15 protein-coding genes are annotated in these 17,054 nt (G+C 48.9%); 1 reads left to right on the top strand and 14 read right to left on the bottom strand.

Annotated elements, in window-relative coordinates:
• Positions 1-10 precede the first annotated feature (10 nt).
• Positions 11-3,271, top strand: a complete 3,261-nt coding sequence (locus T495_RS0103095; RefSeq protein ID WP_033147530.1) for a GH92 family glycosyl hydrolase — start codon at positions 11-13, stop codon at positions 3,269-3,271.
• On the opposite strand, the gene T495_RS0103090 is transcribed toward T495_RS0103095, so the two are convergent.
• The 14 genes from T495_RS0103090 to T495_RS0103035 form a co-directional block, all read right to left on the bottom strand.
• Positions 3,261-5,684 (bottom strand): glycoside hydrolase family 3 N-terminal domain-containing protein, encoded by a 2,424-nt coding sequence (locus T495_RS0103090; RefSeq protein WP_231495034.1) that lies wholly within the window; start codon positions 5,682-5,684, stop codon positions 3,261-3,263. The two genes, T495_RS0103095 and T495_RS0103090, sit on opposite strands and share 11 nt — an antisense overlap.
• A 434-nt stretch (positions 5,685-6,118) precedes the next feature.
• Positions 6,119-6,262 carry a hypothetical protein gene (locus tag T495_RS15770; protein WP_155993410.1) on the bottom strand — a complete coding sequence of 48 codons (144 nt, stop codon included), beginning with the start codon at positions 6,260-6,262 and terminating at the stop codon, positions 6,119-6,121.
• Positions 6,263-6,275: 13 nt separating this feature from the next.
• Entirely contained in the window at positions 6,276-7,295 is a 1,020-nt protein-coding gene (locus tag T495_RS0103085; RefSeq protein ID WP_033147528.1) for an acyltransferase family protein, read from the bottom strand.
• A gap of 54 nt (positions 7,296-7,349) precedes the next feature.
• The gene (locus tag T495_RS0103080; protein ID WP_033147527.1) at positions 7,350-9,713 is read right to left on the bottom strand and encodes a TonB-dependent receptor domain-containing protein; all 2,364 of its coding nucleotides are present in this window, start codon (positions 9,711-9,713) and stop codon (positions 7,350-7,352) included.
• Between the two features lie 103 nt (positions 9,714-9,816).
• Positions 9,817-12,174, bottom strand: a complete 2,358-nt coding sequence (locus T495_RS0103075) for an outer membrane beta-barrel family protein (RefSeq protein ID WP_033147526.1) — start codon at positions 12,172-12,174, stop codon at positions 9,817-9,819.
• A 129-nt stretch (positions 12,175-12,303) separates the two neighbouring features.
• Entirely contained in the window at positions 12,304-12,705 is a 402-nt protein-coding gene (locus T495_RS0103070) for a glyoxalase/bleomycin resistance/extradiol dioxygenase family protein (protein ID WP_033147694.1), read from the bottom strand.
• Positions 12,706-12,710: 5 nt separating this feature from the next.
• Positions 12,711-13,232 (bottom strand): GNAT family N-acetyltransferase, encoded by a 522-nt coding sequence (locus T495_RS0103065; protein WP_033147525.1) that lies wholly within the window; start codon positions 13,230-13,232, stop codon positions 12,711-12,713.
• A complete protein-coding gene (locus T495_RS0103060) occupies positions 13,229-13,573 on the bottom strand; it encodes a DUF3795 domain-containing protein (protein WP_033147524.1) in 345 nt (114 codons plus the stop codon). Before T495_RS0103060 ends, T495_RS0103065 begins: the two co-directional genes overlap by 4 nt.
• Before the next feature lie 58 nt (positions 13,574-13,631).
• The gene (locus tag T495_RS0103055) at positions 13,632-14,456 is read right to left on the bottom strand and encodes a MerR family transcriptional regulator (protein WP_028904092.1); all 825 of its coding nucleotides are present in this window, start codon (positions 14,454-14,456) and stop codon (positions 13,632-13,634) included.
• Between the two features lie 87 nt (positions 14,457-14,543).
• The gene (locus tag T495_RS0103050) at positions 14,544-14,951 is read right to left on the bottom strand and encodes a hypothetical protein (RefSeq protein WP_033147523.1); all 408 of its coding nucleotides are present in this window, start codon (positions 14,949-14,951) and stop codon (positions 14,544-14,546) included.
• A 1-nt stretch (position 14,952) separates the two neighbouring features.
• Positions 14,953-15,774: a class A beta-lactamase gene (bla, locus tag T495_RS0103045; RefSeq protein ID WP_081831987.1), complete on the bottom strand. Its 822-nt coding sequence runs from the start codon at positions 15,772-15,774 to the stop codon at positions 14,953-14,955.
• Between the two features lie 16 nt (positions 15,775-15,790).
• The gene (locus T495_RS16320; RefSeq protein WP_051651819.1) at positions 15,791-16,318 is read right to left on the bottom strand and encodes a CDP-alcohol phosphatidyltransferase family protein; all 528 of its coding nucleotides are present in this window, start codon (positions 16,316-16,318) and stop codon (positions 15,791-15,793) included.
• A gap of 26 nt (positions 16,319-16,344) precedes the next feature.
• Positions 16,345-16,506: a hypothetical protein gene (locus T495_RS15765; protein WP_155993408.1), complete on the bottom strand. Its 162-nt coding sequence runs from the start codon at positions 16,504-16,506 to the stop codon at positions 16,345-16,347.
• Positions 16,503-17,054, bottom strand: a complete 552-nt coding sequence (locus T495_RS0103035) for a GNAT family N-acetyltransferase (RefSeq protein WP_033147692.1) — start codon at positions 17,052-17,054, stop codon at positions 16,503-16,505. Before T495_RS0103035 ends, T495_RS15765 begins: the two co-directional genes overlap by 4 nt.

Raw genomic sequence — 17,054 nt, 5'->3', positions numbered from 1 at the left:
CATAGAGAATATGAAAAAAAGAATATATACCATTTTACTGATGGGGCTGGCTTGCCTGACAGCCAGTCCTGTGTTCGCACAATACGAGAAATTAGGCGGCGTGTATTATGCCTATCCCATTGAATCAGGCGATGCAACACCGCAACTTCAAGCAGCACCTGAGGGCTACAAACCCTTCTACATCTCACACTATGGCAGGCATGGCTCACGCTGGCTCACCAACGACGCGAGATACACCTGGGTAAACAACCAGTTTACTGATGCCAACAACCTAACCATACTTGGCAAGGAAGTTCGCAAGCGTCTGATCAGAATCTGGAAGAACGCCAAAGGTAACGGCGGACAGCTCACCGCCTTAGGTGCCCGCCAACATCGCGGCATAGCCCGTCGTATGTACCAGAACTTCCCGCAGCTGTTTACGAAAGATGCCCATCTGACGGCTCATAGCAGTACCGTAAACAGATGTAAGGTGAGTATGGAGAACTTTGTGGATGAACTCAAACAATTTTCCAAAGTCCAACATCTAACACCCATCACTCGCGAAGAAGATATGGCCTGGATAGCCTACACCTCACCAGAAGAAAAGGCCTTGGAGAGTCGTACCAACATCCCACTCCAAATATCACCTGACAGATTCATCAAAGCGCTGTTTGTGGATCCTTCGAAAGTAAAAGAGCCAGCCAAACTGCTGATGGAACTCCATACCATCGCCTCGGATATGCAGGATGTAGAATTGAATGTATCACTCTACGACATCTTCACACCAGAGGAATTTAAGGCAGTCTATGAAAAAAACAACATCGGTATGACCATCGTCCACGGCGATGTGATTGAAAACGAAGGTATCCCTGCCCGATGTGCTCTTTCACTTTGGAGACGTATCGAAGCCGATGCGGATGCAGCTATCGTTCGAGGAGGTGTGGGAGCCGATCTGCGATTCGGACACGATTCCAACCTCTATCGTCTGTTCACCCTCATGGGCATACGTGACTTATGGCAGGTAGAAAGCGGCATCAGATTCGATAAGATGGATGAGATTCTGCCGATGGCAGCGAATCTGCAGATGATATTCTACAAGAATGCACAAGGCGACGTGCTTGTGCAATTACTCCACAATGAGAAGTCATTGGGCTTCAAGAGCTGGAAGGCACTCAAGCAGCAGGTAGCTGACCGCATCCATCACTTCGAGCATCTTCGTCAGCTCTGTGCGCTAAACACCATGGTGGGTACAGCCCCTGCCAACACCAAGACAGCAGGACTGTTTGGCAAAGGGTCAGAGGAGCATGGACAAACGCTACCAGCCGTCCTCGTGCCCAACGGACAGAACTTCTGGACACCACAGACTCGTGACACAGAGCAGAAATGCATCGCACCTTATTATTATACCGACTCGCTGTTCCAGGGAATCCGGAATAGCCATTGGATAGTTGGCGGATGCACACAGGACTATGGTTCGTTCACATTAGCTGCGCTTAGCGGACAACTACGTCTGAAGCCAGAAGAGCGCGCCACTCCTTTCTCGCATGCACAAGAGATTTCACATCCTCACTACTATGCCGTCAGGCTGCCCAAGGAACATCTGAAGATAGAGATGACAGGAACGAGTCATACCGCCATCTTCCGCATCACCCCCGAGCAGGACGGACCTATACACATCGTACTGAACCACAACAGCGACGAGCAGCAAGGCCACTTAGAGATTGACAGTAAGGCCAAGACCATCTATGGCTACAACCCTGTGCATCGCATCTATCAGGGCTGGGGCGAGAAGGCAGGCTTTGATGGGCACTATCTGTTACAGGCCTACGATGATATCAAGGATTATGGCATCGATAGTCTCTGCGCCTGGTTCACCTTCGAAGGCAAGGCTCATCAGCCCATCATCCTAAAAGCAGCCTCATCATTCACCTCGAAAGAAGGTGTCGTTAACAACTTCGCTTTCGAGACAGAAGGGCACGACTTTGGAAGTATGATGACCCAAACTGCCCAACAATGGATTAACCGCTTGCATACTATCGACGTAGAGGATGGCGACACCGCTCGCATCGACCAGTTCTATGGCGCTCTCTATCGCTGTTCGTTTCTGCCCAGAGAGATGAGTGATGTTGATGGCAGCTACCCTCAGTTTGCCAATGGCACCATTGAATTTCCTGCTGAACCACGCACCTACTACGGAGACTTCTCAATGTGGGATACCTATCGAGCCCTGCATCCACTCTATACACTCATTGCCCCTGACAAGGCTGCGGATATGATGCAATCGTTAGTAACTATGTACGAACAGGGCGGTTGGCTACCTATTTTCCCCTGCTGGAACTCTTATACCGCCGCAATGATTGGCGACCACTGTAGCGCTGTACTGGCTGATGCTTATATTAAAGGTATCAGAAACTTCGACATAGAAAAGGCTTACGAGGCGATGCGTAAGAACGCTTTCGAGACGCCAGCCAATTATAACGACTACAAGAACGGTATGGGTCGCAGAGCACTCACCTCGTACCTCAAGTACGGCTATATTCCCTTAGAGGATGGCGTGAAGGAGGCTTTCCATCAGGATGAGCAGACATCGCGAACCCTCGAATATGCCTTCGACGATTTTGCTGTGGCCCAGTTGGCCAAGGCCATGGGTAAGGACAAGGATTACCAGGAACTGATGCGCCGATCGGAAAACTGGCGCAATGTGATTAATCCCAAGACAGGCTATTGCGATGGTCGCCATGCGCCAAAACAGGTTTCGCGCAAGAAGACCGATGGCGGTAAGTTCGAGAACAACACCGACTTTATCCATCGCAAATCATATATTACTGAGGGTGCTACCTGCCATTATACATGGTATGTGCCACAGAATGTAGAAGGCCTCATCGATATGCTTGGTGGCAAAGAGAAGTTCGAAACCAAGCTCGACTCGATGTTTACCGAGGGCCGCTATTGGCACGGCAACGAGCCTTGTCATCAGATACCTTGGCTTTACGATTATATCGGCAAACGCGAAAAGACCATCGAGCGTGTAGCCCATATCCTCGACACAGAATACAACGACACTCCAGGTGGATTATCTGGTAATGACGATGCCGGACAGATGTCGGCTTGGTATGTGTTTGGTTCTATCGGATTCTATCCTGTTTGTCCGGCTACCGATCGCTATATGTTAGCCGCCCCCAGATTCCAGAAAGTAACACTGAACATGGAAAAAGGCAGGAAGTTTACGATAACGCCAAACTCCCTGCCCCTTCATCGGAACTATATCACTCAGGACGAGATTAAATATTAGGCTCGTCCCAGATCTTTGTCTGTGTGCAAGCAGTACCTACAGTCTGATTGCCAACCTTCAGGATAAAGTCGCCCTCCTCAAGGGTCCACTTTCCATCGGCGCCTACAAAGGCTAAGTTCTTGGCAGGCAACTGGAAGGTAACAGTCTTTACCTCGCCTGGCTGCAACTCAATCTTAGTGAAGTCGCGCAGACGCTTGTTGTCTGGTACGATTGATGCTACCAGGTCGCTGCTGTAAAGCAGTACAGCCTCCTTACCGGCCTTGGCACCTGTGTTCTTTACATCTACGCTTACTGTCAGCACATCGGCTGCAGTAAACTTGCTCTTATCCACCTTCAGGTTGCTGTACTCATAGGTGGTGTAGCTGATGCCATAGCCGAATGGCCACTGGAGCGAAACCTTTGCATCGTAGTTGTAAGCACCTGCCATGGTACCCACCTCCTCAGACACCTTATAATCATAGGTGTTCAGCGAGTTGATCTCACGAGGATAGGTGTAAGGCATCTTGGCCGAGAAGTTGGCATCGCCAGCCAACAGGTTGGCCAGTGCATCGCCACCATAGTTACCAGGAATCAGGATATCAACCACAGCCTTAGCCAATGGCTCGATATCAGCAATCAGACGAGGACGACCCTCGTTCAGCACCATGACGATGGGCTTGCCAGTCTTGGCGAGTGCCTTTACCAGATTGCGTTGGTTTGCCGACAACCACAGGTCGTTCAGGTTACCAGGTGTCTCAGTATATGAGTTCTCGCCAATACAAGCGATAATCACATCGGCCTTGGCGGCAGCGGATACAGCCTTATCAATCTCAGGCTCATTCTCATCGTAGTAAGCACCATTCTCATTATAGGTTACACCCTGCTCAAGGATGATGTTCTCCTTACCATACTTATTACACAGAGCCTCGTAGATGGTGTTGTATTTCTCTGAGAGTTCCTCTGCCTTTGAGCCCTGCCAGGTGTAGCTCCAACCACCATGCAGACAACGCATCTGGTTGGCGTTAGGACCAGTGAGCAGAATCTTCTTTCCCTTAGCCAAAGGCAGGATATTACCCTCGTTCTTCAGCAGAACCTCGCTCTCCTCAGCAGCCTTCAACGAGGCGGCAGCAAACTCGGCGCTACCAAACTTCTCAAAGCCCTTGCCACCAGTGTTTGGCTTATCAAAGAGACCCAGGCGATACTTGGCACGCAGGATACGACGAACGGCATCGTCGATACGACTCATCTTCACCTTACCCTCCTGTACCAGCTCCTTCAGCAGAATGCAGAACTCAACGCTATAGGGGTCCATCGACATATCGATACCTGCATTGATAGCGATACGGATGGCATCTTTCTTATCCTTAGCTACATGTTCGCGAGAGAACAAGTTGTTGATATCAGCCCAGTCGGTAACCAGGAATCCATCCCACTGCAGGTCTTCTTTCAGCCACTTGGTCAGATACTCGTAGCTGGCATGAACAGGCACGCCGTTGACTGAGGCCGAGTTAACCATCATGGTGAGTGTACCAGCCAAAGCAGCTGCCTTGAAAGGCTCGAAGTATTTCTCACGAATCATCTGTGGCGAGAGGTAAGCTGGGGTACGGTCCTTACCTGTCCAGGGAGCACCATAGGCAAAGTAGTGCTTGGTGCTGGTACCTACGTGATACTGGTCGATGTGGTTATTATCATCGCCCTGATAACCCCTAATCTCAGCTGTTACCATCTTTGAGTTTACGATGGCATCCTCGCCAAAGCTCTCATATACACGAGGCCAACGTGGGTCGCGACTCAGGTCAACTACAGGGTTATACACCCAAGGACAGTTGGCTGCACGACTCTCGTAAGCTGTAATCTCAGCGCCTCTGCGAGCCAGTTCGGTATTGAACGATGCACCCAGATTAATGGGCTGTGGGAAGAGTGTTCCGCCCTGAGTATAGGTTACGCCGTGGTTGTGATCCAGTCCGTAGATATCAGGAATGCCCAGATACTTCATCGACTTTTTCTGAATCAGCTGGATCCACTGCTGCCACTGGGCTACTGTTGGAGCCTTTGTGCCTGGTGCATTCAGGATAGATCCCACCTTCCACTTAGAAATCAGTGTATCGAGCATCTGCTCGTTCAGTTTCCACACACGCTTAGTATCGCCCTGATAGATATCTACTGGGAATCCACCCAACTGATCGATAATCTGCTGATCGGTCTTCTTCAGCATCTCCTTTACTTCGGCATCCGAGCGACCGTACTGCTGCAGAACGCTGCGAACCTTTTCACGATCCACCTTGGCATTCTCTACAGTCATCTTGCCAATAATGTCGAGGTTCAGTTCCAGCATCTGACCAATCTTCTCGTCGAGTGTCATCTTAGCCAATGTTTTCTCAATCTTCGCCTCCAGCGCCGCATCACGGGGGATGGCTGGTTTCTGTGCTTGCATTATGGTTGCAGCACAAATCATTGCAATCGATAAAATTGTTTTCTTCATAAATGTGTTGAGTAAATGAATTCTGCCTGCAAAGATAGTAAAAACAATTTAATATCCACCCCTTTTTGCCATTTTTAAGACACCTTTATAGCGTTTCGCTCATTTTATTAATCCATATCAGTTGCTGTGGCGATAACGCAGGTTCAGCGTGCTGCTGAGGTCGCTGCCTATACCCTGCGACTGCATTTGTTTCTTGGCTTCGCGAACTTATTTGTAATTCAATAACCTTCTTTTGAAAAGCGTTTCAATTTGAGTATAGTCGTACAGTCGTTTGCGTATAGGCACACAATCGTTTGCGTATAGGCGGACAATCATTTGCGTATAGGCAAACAATAGAAAGATACCGTCTTTCTCCCTGTTACCCATAGGGTTCTCCCCTGCGAGACCTAATGTTTTCCCCTGCGAGACCTAACACCCACAGAAAGACGGTCACGGTCACAGCTGTGAGAGGTATGCTTGTCCTTGCACCAGCTCAGAATCGTCTCTGCATCGTTGATGTTAAATGGTCGGAGTGTCATCATATCACTCATATTCTTATTTGTATTATAAAAGTTTCTTTACTCCGGGAATCAGCCTTACCAACCAAGTGAGCACGAACGAACAGATGGTGGTAACGACTCCGATAAATAAGAATTTGCCAAAGGCCCCCATCCAGATACCATCTACCATATTCTGTAGAACGATCATCAGTATCAAATGGAATACGTAGGCACCATACGACTGGGCGGCGCACCACTGCCAGAACTTGCTATCGCAATTACCATACTGGCGGAACAGCCATAGCAGCCCAAAACAGATAAATACGCACAAAAGCGATTCGTAGATGCCAAACCACTCAGTAACGAAAGCGTTCCAAGCCCCACCATCACGCAGATAGATACCTAAAGCCAAAAGGCATCCTATTGCAAGCGAAATGCTTCCCGTGGTGTTACCCATCTTTTCGAGCCAGGCAAACCGACGTGCCAGTATGCCGATAACGAACATCATGACATATTGCAGATAGTGGGCGGACTCCATTGGCAAAGGGATAATGCCAAAGGGCCATATCCAATGATCCTGCGGGCTGACCTGACGGATGAAGTAACTGCCGATACCCATCACGCCGCCAAATATCAGCAGGCCGATGATGGTGGGGCTCGATGTGCACTCACCATCGATAGGTTTACATATCAATCGTATCAAGGCATAAATCAGACAGAACACCAGCAGACTCTCGATATACCACATATGTCCAATCTCCGGTTTGCCTGTTAAAACAGATATAAGTCCGCCCATCAGCAATAGTGGAATTCCCAAGCGGATAAGTTTCTTCTGTACAAACACCTTTGCCCCCTGCTTATCGAAACTCATAGGCACAAAGTAACCTGAAATCAGGAAGAACAGTCCCATAAAGAAAGCTGCATTGACCGAGAAGAAGTGCCATATCCAAGGCATAAACTCGGCAGGATTGCTGGGATGGTAAGCCCAGTCGCCACCATTACCATAAGCCTGACCGGCATGGTGCATAATCACCAAGACGGTCAGGCAGACCTTCAGATTGTCAAGATAGCAAAGTCGTTTCATCGGTTGCAAAATTACGAAGAATTTCGATTATTGCCAAATAATTATGCTATTTGACTACATTCTTGCCTTCTGCTTCTCTCCGGCACCAGAGCCACGATACTTAGAACGGGCCTCGTTGAACTTCCAGGTAAGGTCGAGCGTGAAGGTGCGACGGGCAGGATTGTGCGTTGTCAGCTCGCGGATGCCGTAGACGATAGCATCCGTCTTGTTAGTATGGAAGGGATCGCTGCAACGGAGGTCGAAGGTCAGCGCGCCCAAGCGCTTCAGGTTGAAGTCGCGCTGCAGTCCGATGTTGGTGAAGAGACGGGTCTTGGTCATGCGGAAATTGGTGTAGTCACCTTTAGAATACCACTGGGCAGAGATATTGAGGCGGAAACCTTGAGGTAATTCGATGTCATTCTGCCAGCCGATAATGAACCAGGGGCGGTTTAAAGTGATGGTAGAGCCATTAGCAGTAGGCGACTTGAAGTCCTGCATCTGGGTGATGACACTCCATGCCGGATGCCAGCAGCCAATGGTGGGGCGTGCAGACAACTGGATGCTGAACTGGTTGTAATCCTCCCAGCTGTTGATGGGACGCACCAGGCTGACAAGGGGATCTTCTGAACCAGGGAAAGGCTCTGTCGACATAGTGAGGGCATCCTTCACTCGGCCATAGTTCAGCGTCAGGTTTGCCCATTTGTAGGCAGCATTGAGCACCAGACTTTGGGTATAAGTCGGCAATAGATATGGATTACCACTCTGGTAAGTATAACGGTTGACATAAACCGTCGAACTGGTCAGATTTGAGTAGGCCGGGCGCTGGATGTCTCGACGGTAGGAGAGGGAGAGTTGTGCCTTGCCTATAGGGGCAGAGATGACTGCCGTAGGGAACCAGTCGCCATAGTTGCGACAGACCTCATCCTCCTTTTTACCAAAATTGAAGTAGTCGTTTGTCAGGTGTTCATAGCGCAGTCCTACCTGTGCATAGACTTTGCCAAAAGAGCGACCATACTCCAAGAAGACGGCCGATGATTTCTCATTGATCTCTGTGTCGGTGGTCTTCACAGGCACATAGTTGTTGGATGTAAACGTGTAGTCATCTGTGCGATGGTTATAGCTATATTCGCCACCCAGAGAGAGATTACCTTTCCATACAGGATAGGAGAGGATGAGTTTCGTGGCCCAGAAGTTGTTGCCGCTGTTGGTGCTGCTCTCAAAGCTACGCTCCGTAGAACCGCCTATGGCATCCTTTGTTGTCTCTGTGGTACTGCCTGGCGTCTTGGTGTCGTCGAAGAGACCATCCACGTTGAGGTCAATACCCAGTTGTCCTATCTTGCCGTTATAGTAGGCATTGAATATGTGCTTGCTGATAGTCTCGTCCTGCCAGACACGGCTTTCTGAGTGCTCCATGAACAGGCCATTCTCGTAATTGTCTGTTAAGATTATACCATTGTAGTCACTACTCGGATGACGGTCGAATTTGTAAAATGCACCAAAACTGTGGTTTTCATTCACCATGTAGTTCACCTGCAATTGAGGTGACCAGCTCTTCCAGATGCCCTGCGACTCCTGCGAGGTGTTGCTCTTGATGTAATCCGGGCCGACAAAATAAGTCAGTTCATGCTCCTGCATCGACTTATAGTGATTGTAGCGCCCAGCCCACAGCGAGGCAGTAATGTCGAGACCGCCCGTGCGGAAGTTCACGTCGAGGTTGTTGTTCAGCGTGTGACCGTATTGATAGATGAAACCAGCGTTATCCTGAAAACTGAAACCCTCGCCCTGTGCCTTCTTCAGCGTGATGCGGACGACGGCCTTTACCGAGGCGGCATATCGGGCACCTGGGTTCTGAATCACGTCGACGTGCTGAATCTGGTCGGAGCGCAGACGCGAGAGCTCCTTCATGTCCTGCACCCTGCGGCCATTAATATACACCTCGGCATCGCCACGCCCCAGCACCTTGACGCCACCATCGCGTTCAGCATCGAGCGACGGAATCTTTCCTAAGGCATCGCTCACGGTTCCGGCTTTCTCCAGAATGGTTCCTGCCACAGTGGTACGCATGGCATCACCTTTGGCATGCGTCTTGGGCAACTGGCCTTTTACTACGACTTCCTTCAGCAGTTGGGTGTCCTCTTTCATCTGGATGGTCAGGTCGTTGACAGCATTGATATATAAGGTCTGGTAGCCCACGCTGGTCACCTTGAACAGACCATCGCTTATATCTGTCACAATCTTAAACACGCCCTGCTCGTCAGTCATCGCACCCTGCACAAAGGCCGAGTCAGGCAGCGACAGTAGCACCACGTTCACATAGGGCATCGGCTCGCCCTTCTCATCCAATATTCGTCCGCCAAAGTCTTGTGTCTCAGCGAAACTCATCATTGTCATCATCATAGCAGTCATCAGAACTGCCAGTCTTACGTTAATTCTTTTCATCTTTTCTTATTTTATTTTTTTCGATTGCAAAGATATGACATGTTATCTAATCCTCCTAATTTCTGGGATATTCTGCACAATTATGTGATGAATAGCACATTTCCTACATTCTCTGACGCTCTGCCTGTCCAGCACCAGTGCCCTTATACTTGCTCTTCGAGGCGTTGAAGGTGTAGCGGATGGATATGTCCAAACGGTGACTGCGGCTTCGTGTTGTCTGCACACCGTAGAAGAAGCCACAGTCCTGTGCTACATCCTGCACGCTACGCTGGAATACATCGCTGATGCTGGCACGCAAGCATAAAGCATCGTTTTTCAGCCAGCACTTCTGTACCACAAAACTGACATTATACGAGGGCGAGAGCATACGGAAGTTCAGTACGTCACCTTTGGTCTGGATGTTCGCATTAGCCTCCAACTGCCAACTATGCTTAAAGCGGAAGGTGTTGTTCAGGTCGAAGAAGAAAATGGGCTTAGTGAAGGTCACATCCGTCTTACCTGTATCACTACGAGGATCATCGAACGTCATCGTGTTCCAGAACTTCTGTCCGCCAATCGTCCAGCTTGGGCTATATACACCCCATGTGGGATTGGCCGAGAGGAAGATGGCCAGATTACGAACAGGGTCAGGCAGATTGGCCTGCTTCAGCAGCATGATACCCTCGTTGTTATAGACCATTGGCACCTGTGTGATGGTGTTATCACGACGTTCGTAGGCGGCAAACAGGTTGATCCATTTCCAACGGGCATTGATGCTCACTTCCTGCATCGTAGCATTCTTCAGTTTCGAGTCGCCCTGCTGCAGGGTAAACGAGTTCAGATAATAAATATGGTCGCTCAGTGCACTATAGTTCGGGCGAACGGTTTTCATGGTGTAGCTCAGCGAAGTCTGGATAGGTCCAAACTGCTTTGCCCAGGTAATATTAGGGAAGAACTCATCCTGATAGCGCGTCATATTATTATTGGCATCCAGGTTGTCCACATAGTCGAAACCCACATGCTCGTAACGCAGTCCGGCACTTACGGTACCATATTTCTCCAAGTTAGCATTGTAAGCCACAAAAGCAGCCACATTGTTTTCTTTTACATCCGTATCTGTAGAGGGAAGAGGGTAGTTTGTGATAGCCGAACTGCTCTGTCGCTTCACGAAACTCATCTCTGTTCCCGCCTGCAACTGTCCCTTCCACACAGGATAGCTCAGCACCAGTTTAGCAGCCCAAAGGCGTGACCATGTTTGCGAGTTCTGCTGCATGGTTTGAGTTTCAGGCAAATACACATCTATCTGGTTGTCGGTGGTTTCCTTAGCTGTTGTGAAATCTACATTCAGGTCGATGTTCAGTTTGCCCACCTGACCATTATAATAGGCATTACTCTGCCAGTTATATGGATAATGGGTATGATCGTCTTGGTGTGAAAGGTCACGCCCTGTGAGATTATTCTCTGTATCCACCCACATGTTGTTGTGCGTTTTAAACTGATCGTGGCGCTCAATTCTGGCACCTAGCGAGTGCTTGTCGTTAATCTGCCAATTAAAGCCCAGGTTGTAGTTCATGCCCTGTCCGTGCCAGTCGTTTCGTATGTGACTGTCCTGAAGAATATTCCTGATACCTTCATCCGCCCTAAGAAAGGTAGATTGCGTAATACGCAGGTCGTTAGGACTATCCCACGACCAATAGTTCACCATACAAAACAGGTCCAGATTGTTGTGGCGATAACGCAGGTTCAGCGTGCTACTGGGATCGCTGAAGCCAAAGGCTAAGTCCTGGTTGTTGGCTGCCATCAGGTCGAAACCGAAACCTGCCCCCTCACGACGAACCGTTTTGATACGTACCACTGCCGAAATGGTGGCATCGTATTGAGCACCAGGATTGGTAATCACTTCCACACTCGCAATCTCCTCTGAACGGAGTCGTTTCAGTTCGTCCTTATCTTGCATCTTTCTACCATTAATATAAAAGATAGGTGTACCCTTGCCCAGCACCTCCAGGTCTTCACCCTTCAGCGTCATTCCTGGTACTTTGGCCAGCATTTCCTTTGCTGTACCCGATTTGCCCAAGACGGTACCTTGAATGGTGGTTATCATCGAGTTGCCCGTCAGTTTAGTTTTTGGCATCTGTCCCTTCACCACTATCTCATTCAGTATTGTCTGATCTTGCTCCATCTGGATGGTTCCTATTTCTGAGCTCCTTACGTCAACATACTTGGTGCGATATCCAATGTACGAGAATCGCAGGATGCAGCAGGCGTCAGTGGTGTTAATCTGGAAAAATCCATCCACATCGCTCGTTGCACCTTGTATATAAGTAGAGTCGGCCGTAAGCAGGGCCACACTAACAAATGGCAGAGGTTCACCCTGCATGTCAATTACTCGTCCACCTACATCCTCAGTCTTAGCATCGGCTGTTAAACACATCATCATTGCAGCTGTCATAGCTACCATTTTCAAACTGATCTTTTTCATTTTTCTAATTATTTAATGTTTTGCCAGTTTGACGTCACACCAGCATAAAAAAGTTGCAATCTACCCCATTTCTGGGATGAATTGCAACATTTTGTGACGAATGGACAATCTGCGATATGTACTATTTCACTATTCCGTAAAGGACCCTATCTCTATCAGATTACCATCAGGATCAGCGACATAACAGGTACGCTGTCCCCAAGGCTCTGTGGTGGGAGGGAGAACGGAGGCGGCACCATTCGTGAGTGCATGCTGGTATTCTTTATCGACATCAGCGAAGGTGGGCACGTCGAATGCCAATTCTACTGTACCATTGAACCCCTCGGGATATTGGAATTTCTGAGCGACCATCTGCTCGAAAGCATCACGCGGGAAGAGGATAATGCGCATGTCGTCCAACATCATCTCCACGTTTGGCTGAATGCCATCCCAGTCGGTGGTAAAACCAAAGGCTTTCGTGTAGAAATCGACAGTCGCTTTGTTGTCGTGGGTGAAAAGCCCCACGGTGTTGAATTTGAATCTTTCTTTCATATCATTCATTGTTTAAGTTCAAAGAAATAGAAGTCTGTCCAGCCAGTGTTCTCGGCGTAGAGGTGCTGCTTGCCGCGATACTCGAAACCAAGACGTTCGTAGAGTTTGTGGGCGGGTGTGTTCGAAGCAAGGGCATCAAGACGAATGGCCTGCATGCCTTTACTTAGTGCAATTAGGATAGCCTCTCGAATCATCTCTGAACCGATACCTTTGCCTTGATAGCCAGGACTGACGGCAAGGATATGAATCACAGCCACCTTTTCGTCTGGCACCTGCTGCGACCAGTCGATGGCGTGATAATCCTCACCCTGAAACATCGTCACTGCCATCGCGCCGACGATGACACCTTGCTCACGGTAAATGTACATGCTACCCTCGTTGATATAGACCTTGATGCTTTCAATCGTGGGGTGTTTCCTTTTGCTCCATCTGGCATATGTGGCCATCTCTGGCGTACGCTCCGTCACATCATCATAGAAGGCGATGATGGCATCAAAGTCGTTTTGTGTTGCTAATTCTAACCTCATTCCCTTTTCATCGTCATCTGTTGATCTTTTGCCATCTTCTCCGCGAAGGCATCCTCTCCGTTTTCGCGGATATAACGGATGCAGGCGGCTCTGTCGCTATTGAACAGGAAAGCAAAGATCTTGCCGATAAAGTTGTTGTGAATCATACATTCTTTCACATCCTTGTCGCACTCGGCGCAAGTATGCAAGTCCTTCTCCTGACAGCACTTGCGAATCTTGCACCATGATGCTTTCTCGTTCTCCTTGCATCCTGGACATTTGCCATTGAGGAACTTTTTGCATGCTCCGCAATATAATCCACATGCGGCAATCTGCTGAGGGTTAATTGTGATTTCTTTCATTCTGTAACTCATTTTGTCCTGACCGCCCCAAACTATATGGGACGATCAGGGCGAATTATTACTCTATTGGTATCTGAATCACCGACAGCCATTTCTCAGGGTCTTCTTGGTTCCAGGCTCCATCGATGTAGCATGTACGATGTTGCCCGACCGCCTTATAGCCCTGCTCCTCAATATAACGGAAGGCCTCGGTGAACGACTCGTAGAAGCGTTCGTAAGGACCAACGTGCTTCATGCAGAGGGCCTTGGGTACGGCTGGCAAGCGCTTGAACTTGATAATGGCGCTGTCTTCGCCCATCTCCTCCACCTGTTCGCAATACTCGATATCGATGTTGGTGGGGGTGTACTCCTTGTTGTGCTCAATGGTGAAGCAGTAACCTGGTGGCGGACACTTGCATCCTAAACGTTGCATTTCAGGACCAATCTTCTCGACACACATAGGGCCGATAGCGGCGTAGTTAGGAATTACTTCACGATGACTTGCCACGATGATTTCGGGCAGAGATTGAATACTAATCTTTTCCATTGTCTTCATTTCTTTGCGAGCGTTCCTCCAGTCGAGCAGTTGGTTACGACGGGCGATCAGTAGTTTCAGCTCAGCCTCTGTTTCCTTTATTTTCTCAGTAAGCTGGCGGATGGTTGGAGTGTGAGAATATGAATCGCACAGGTCCTTAATCTCATCCAGCGAGAAACCGAGACGTTGTAGGTCGCGTATGGTCTTCAGCCGTTGCATCTGGTCGATGCTGTAATAGCGATAGCCAGTCCACTCGTCCACCTCGTCAGGTACCAGTAGTCCCTTCTGCTCATAATGACGCAGGGTTTTAACTGTTACCTGCATCAACTGTGAGAACTCTCCGATTTTTAATTTCTTTTTAAAATTCATAATCGCGCGATGTATTTGCTAAGCGACTGCAAAAATAAGGCATGACCTTAGGGACGAGTCAAGAGAAATGAATACTTTAACACGGATTTAACACATCTTTGCTCTTTCTTTTACTCCCGGCCAGTAGCACCATGCGATAATGGCGGGAATGAGGGATGAGATACATTGTAGCCAGGTGAAATCATAGATACAGCTAATGCCTCCAGCCAGCGCACGAAGGCTATAGAGCACAACGACGGTGATGATGGCCAGGCGCGTCAAGGGCAAATGACGGATGTCGCCTGTAGCAGAGAGGGCATAAAGTCCTGCCAGGCAGAAAGCGAGGACAAGACCTATGGTCAGGGCATACAGCATCCAAACATGTCCTGATACCATCTGATACATGATTTCACGGATGCCATAAGCTTCGAACGCCTCGTCCAGAGCAAACAGACAGCCGATGTGGCCAATGGCGATAAGGAAGTGGAGCACTGCTCCGAGTCGTAATCTTTTCATCTTATTTTATTATGGCGTCTAACAGTTGTCTGGTAATATTTGCTATCACTGCCTCAGATGATGAATTCGTGGTGAAAATGGCGATAATGGCGTGGCTTCCATTAGGCATGAGAATGATACCAGCATCGTTCATGTCTTGCAATCCTTCAGCAGATGGGAATCCCGTACCTGTCTTATGTACGATTCGAGCATCTGCAGGTATGGCTGCAGGGATTCGTTTCTGTCCTGTTGAGCAGTCTGCCATCGCCTTCCAGATGAATGTCAGATATCGGTTGTCATCTTTATGATGATAAAACCACTCGAACAAACGAACCATCTCAGTGGGGGTAGAACTGTTTTCGATAGCCTTTGCCGGATTCTTGTGCATCTGTTCCTCTGTCATACGGATATGGATATCGTGGAATCCAAGTTTTCTCATGTACTTCTCTACCGCTTTGGGCTTGCCGCAAAACTTGAAAAGGAGTTCGCTGGCATTGTTGTCGCTCTGTCCGAGAGACAATTCCAGCAGTTGCGCATACGAAAAGGTCGTTTTGCATTCAAACCGTTTTAGCATTGGCGACCATGTGTCTTGCATCAGGTCTGCCTTATCGACAACGATAGTGTCATCGAGATCCAGCCCTTTCCGACTCAGATAATCGGCAACACATAATGCTTGCGGGAACTTCATCACACTGTGCATGGCAAAATGCTCGTTTTCATTAATGCCAACAAAAGAGCCATCACGCATGATGCACGCACCATAGCTGGTACTGTCGCAAATTAGGTCTTGGCCCAAACACGATGTGGCAATCAATGCACAAACTATAGTTACTATCTTTCTCATATCATATAATATAGTTTCATTGTCCCTCCGGCGGAAGCCACCTCCCCGTTTGGCGGGGAGCGTTCCGTCTTATGAAATATCCCTCTTGTACAGCAGCAAATGTGGCTACGATTGCAGCTATTGAGATGGGGGCGATAGACCACAATGTCATGGGTACCGTAATGAATAGCAGGAATCCCGCCCACTTGTTCGCGAGGGTGTGAGGGAAGCAACAGCGCCCATACATCACAAGTGCTGAAAGCTGATTCACGACTTTAATCGCGACGATTACTCCTGCCCACAACCATAGCCATTGTGGCAGTTCGAGTATCGGCAGGAGCTTCAAGGCACAACATGCTACGAAGCAGATGTCTGCCACGCTATCTAGCAATGCTCCAGTCCTGGTAACGCACTTCAGTTTCCTAGCCAGCCACCCGTCGGCTATGTCGCTGATGCCGCAAACGATGTAAAGCACCCCAAAAAGAATGCTTGACACATCACTTAACAACAGAACAACAGTTCCGACAATTCGGAGCGACGACAGGATATTCGGCAGGTGTTTCATAGGCATTGTCTTTCTTATCCTTTATTTTATTCCAATGGCATCATCACGCCACACTGGTAATTGGGCGAGTCGATGTCGGTACCGTTGTACCATTCCATCGTCATAGCGTTGTTGGGGCAATGGAATTCCGAGTGCTGGGGCAGCCACTCCTTATAGAACATTTGGTATTGCTCTTGAAAGGCTTTCATAGCTCCCGGCCAGTAGCACCATGCAATAATGACAATTCTAATCTCAACACTCTGATAGGTCTGTTCTCACCTTGATACTGGTTTGCGTCTATGCAAATCTCGCCTGTGGGAACGAAACCACACTTTTCCATTACTCTACCAGAAGCTGGATTATCTACGAAGTGGCCGCTAATGAGCGATTGGATGTCCGTCGTTTGGCAGATGTGGTCTAACATCAGCCGCAGAGCCTCCGTACAGATGCCCTTATTCCAATAGGGCTTGGCCACCCAATAGCCAATAAGCGGTTCACCTTCACGAGCAGGTAGGTCGCATTCGCACGATGGGCCGTAGCCCATGGCACCAATAGCCTCGTCCGTCTCTTTCAGCACGATAGCCCAAGTGTGCAAGGCATCGTTAAACACTGTGCGGATAATCTCCAAACTCTCCTCCACACTCTTATGCGGCGCCCATCCAGCACGAGGCCCTACATCAGGATCAGAAGCCCATTTATACAGTGTCTCCGCATCCGATTCGCGCCAAGGGCGTAATATAATGCGATTTGTTTCCAT

Source organism: Prevotella sp. P6B1 (assembly GCF_000702825.1).
In the GTDB taxonomy this organism is placed as follows: Bacteria; Bacteroidota; Bacteroidia; order Bacteroidales; family Bacteroidaceae; genus Prevotella.
Note: the sequence above shows the minus strand (reverse complement) of the source record. Positions and strands in the feature narration are given on the sequence as shown.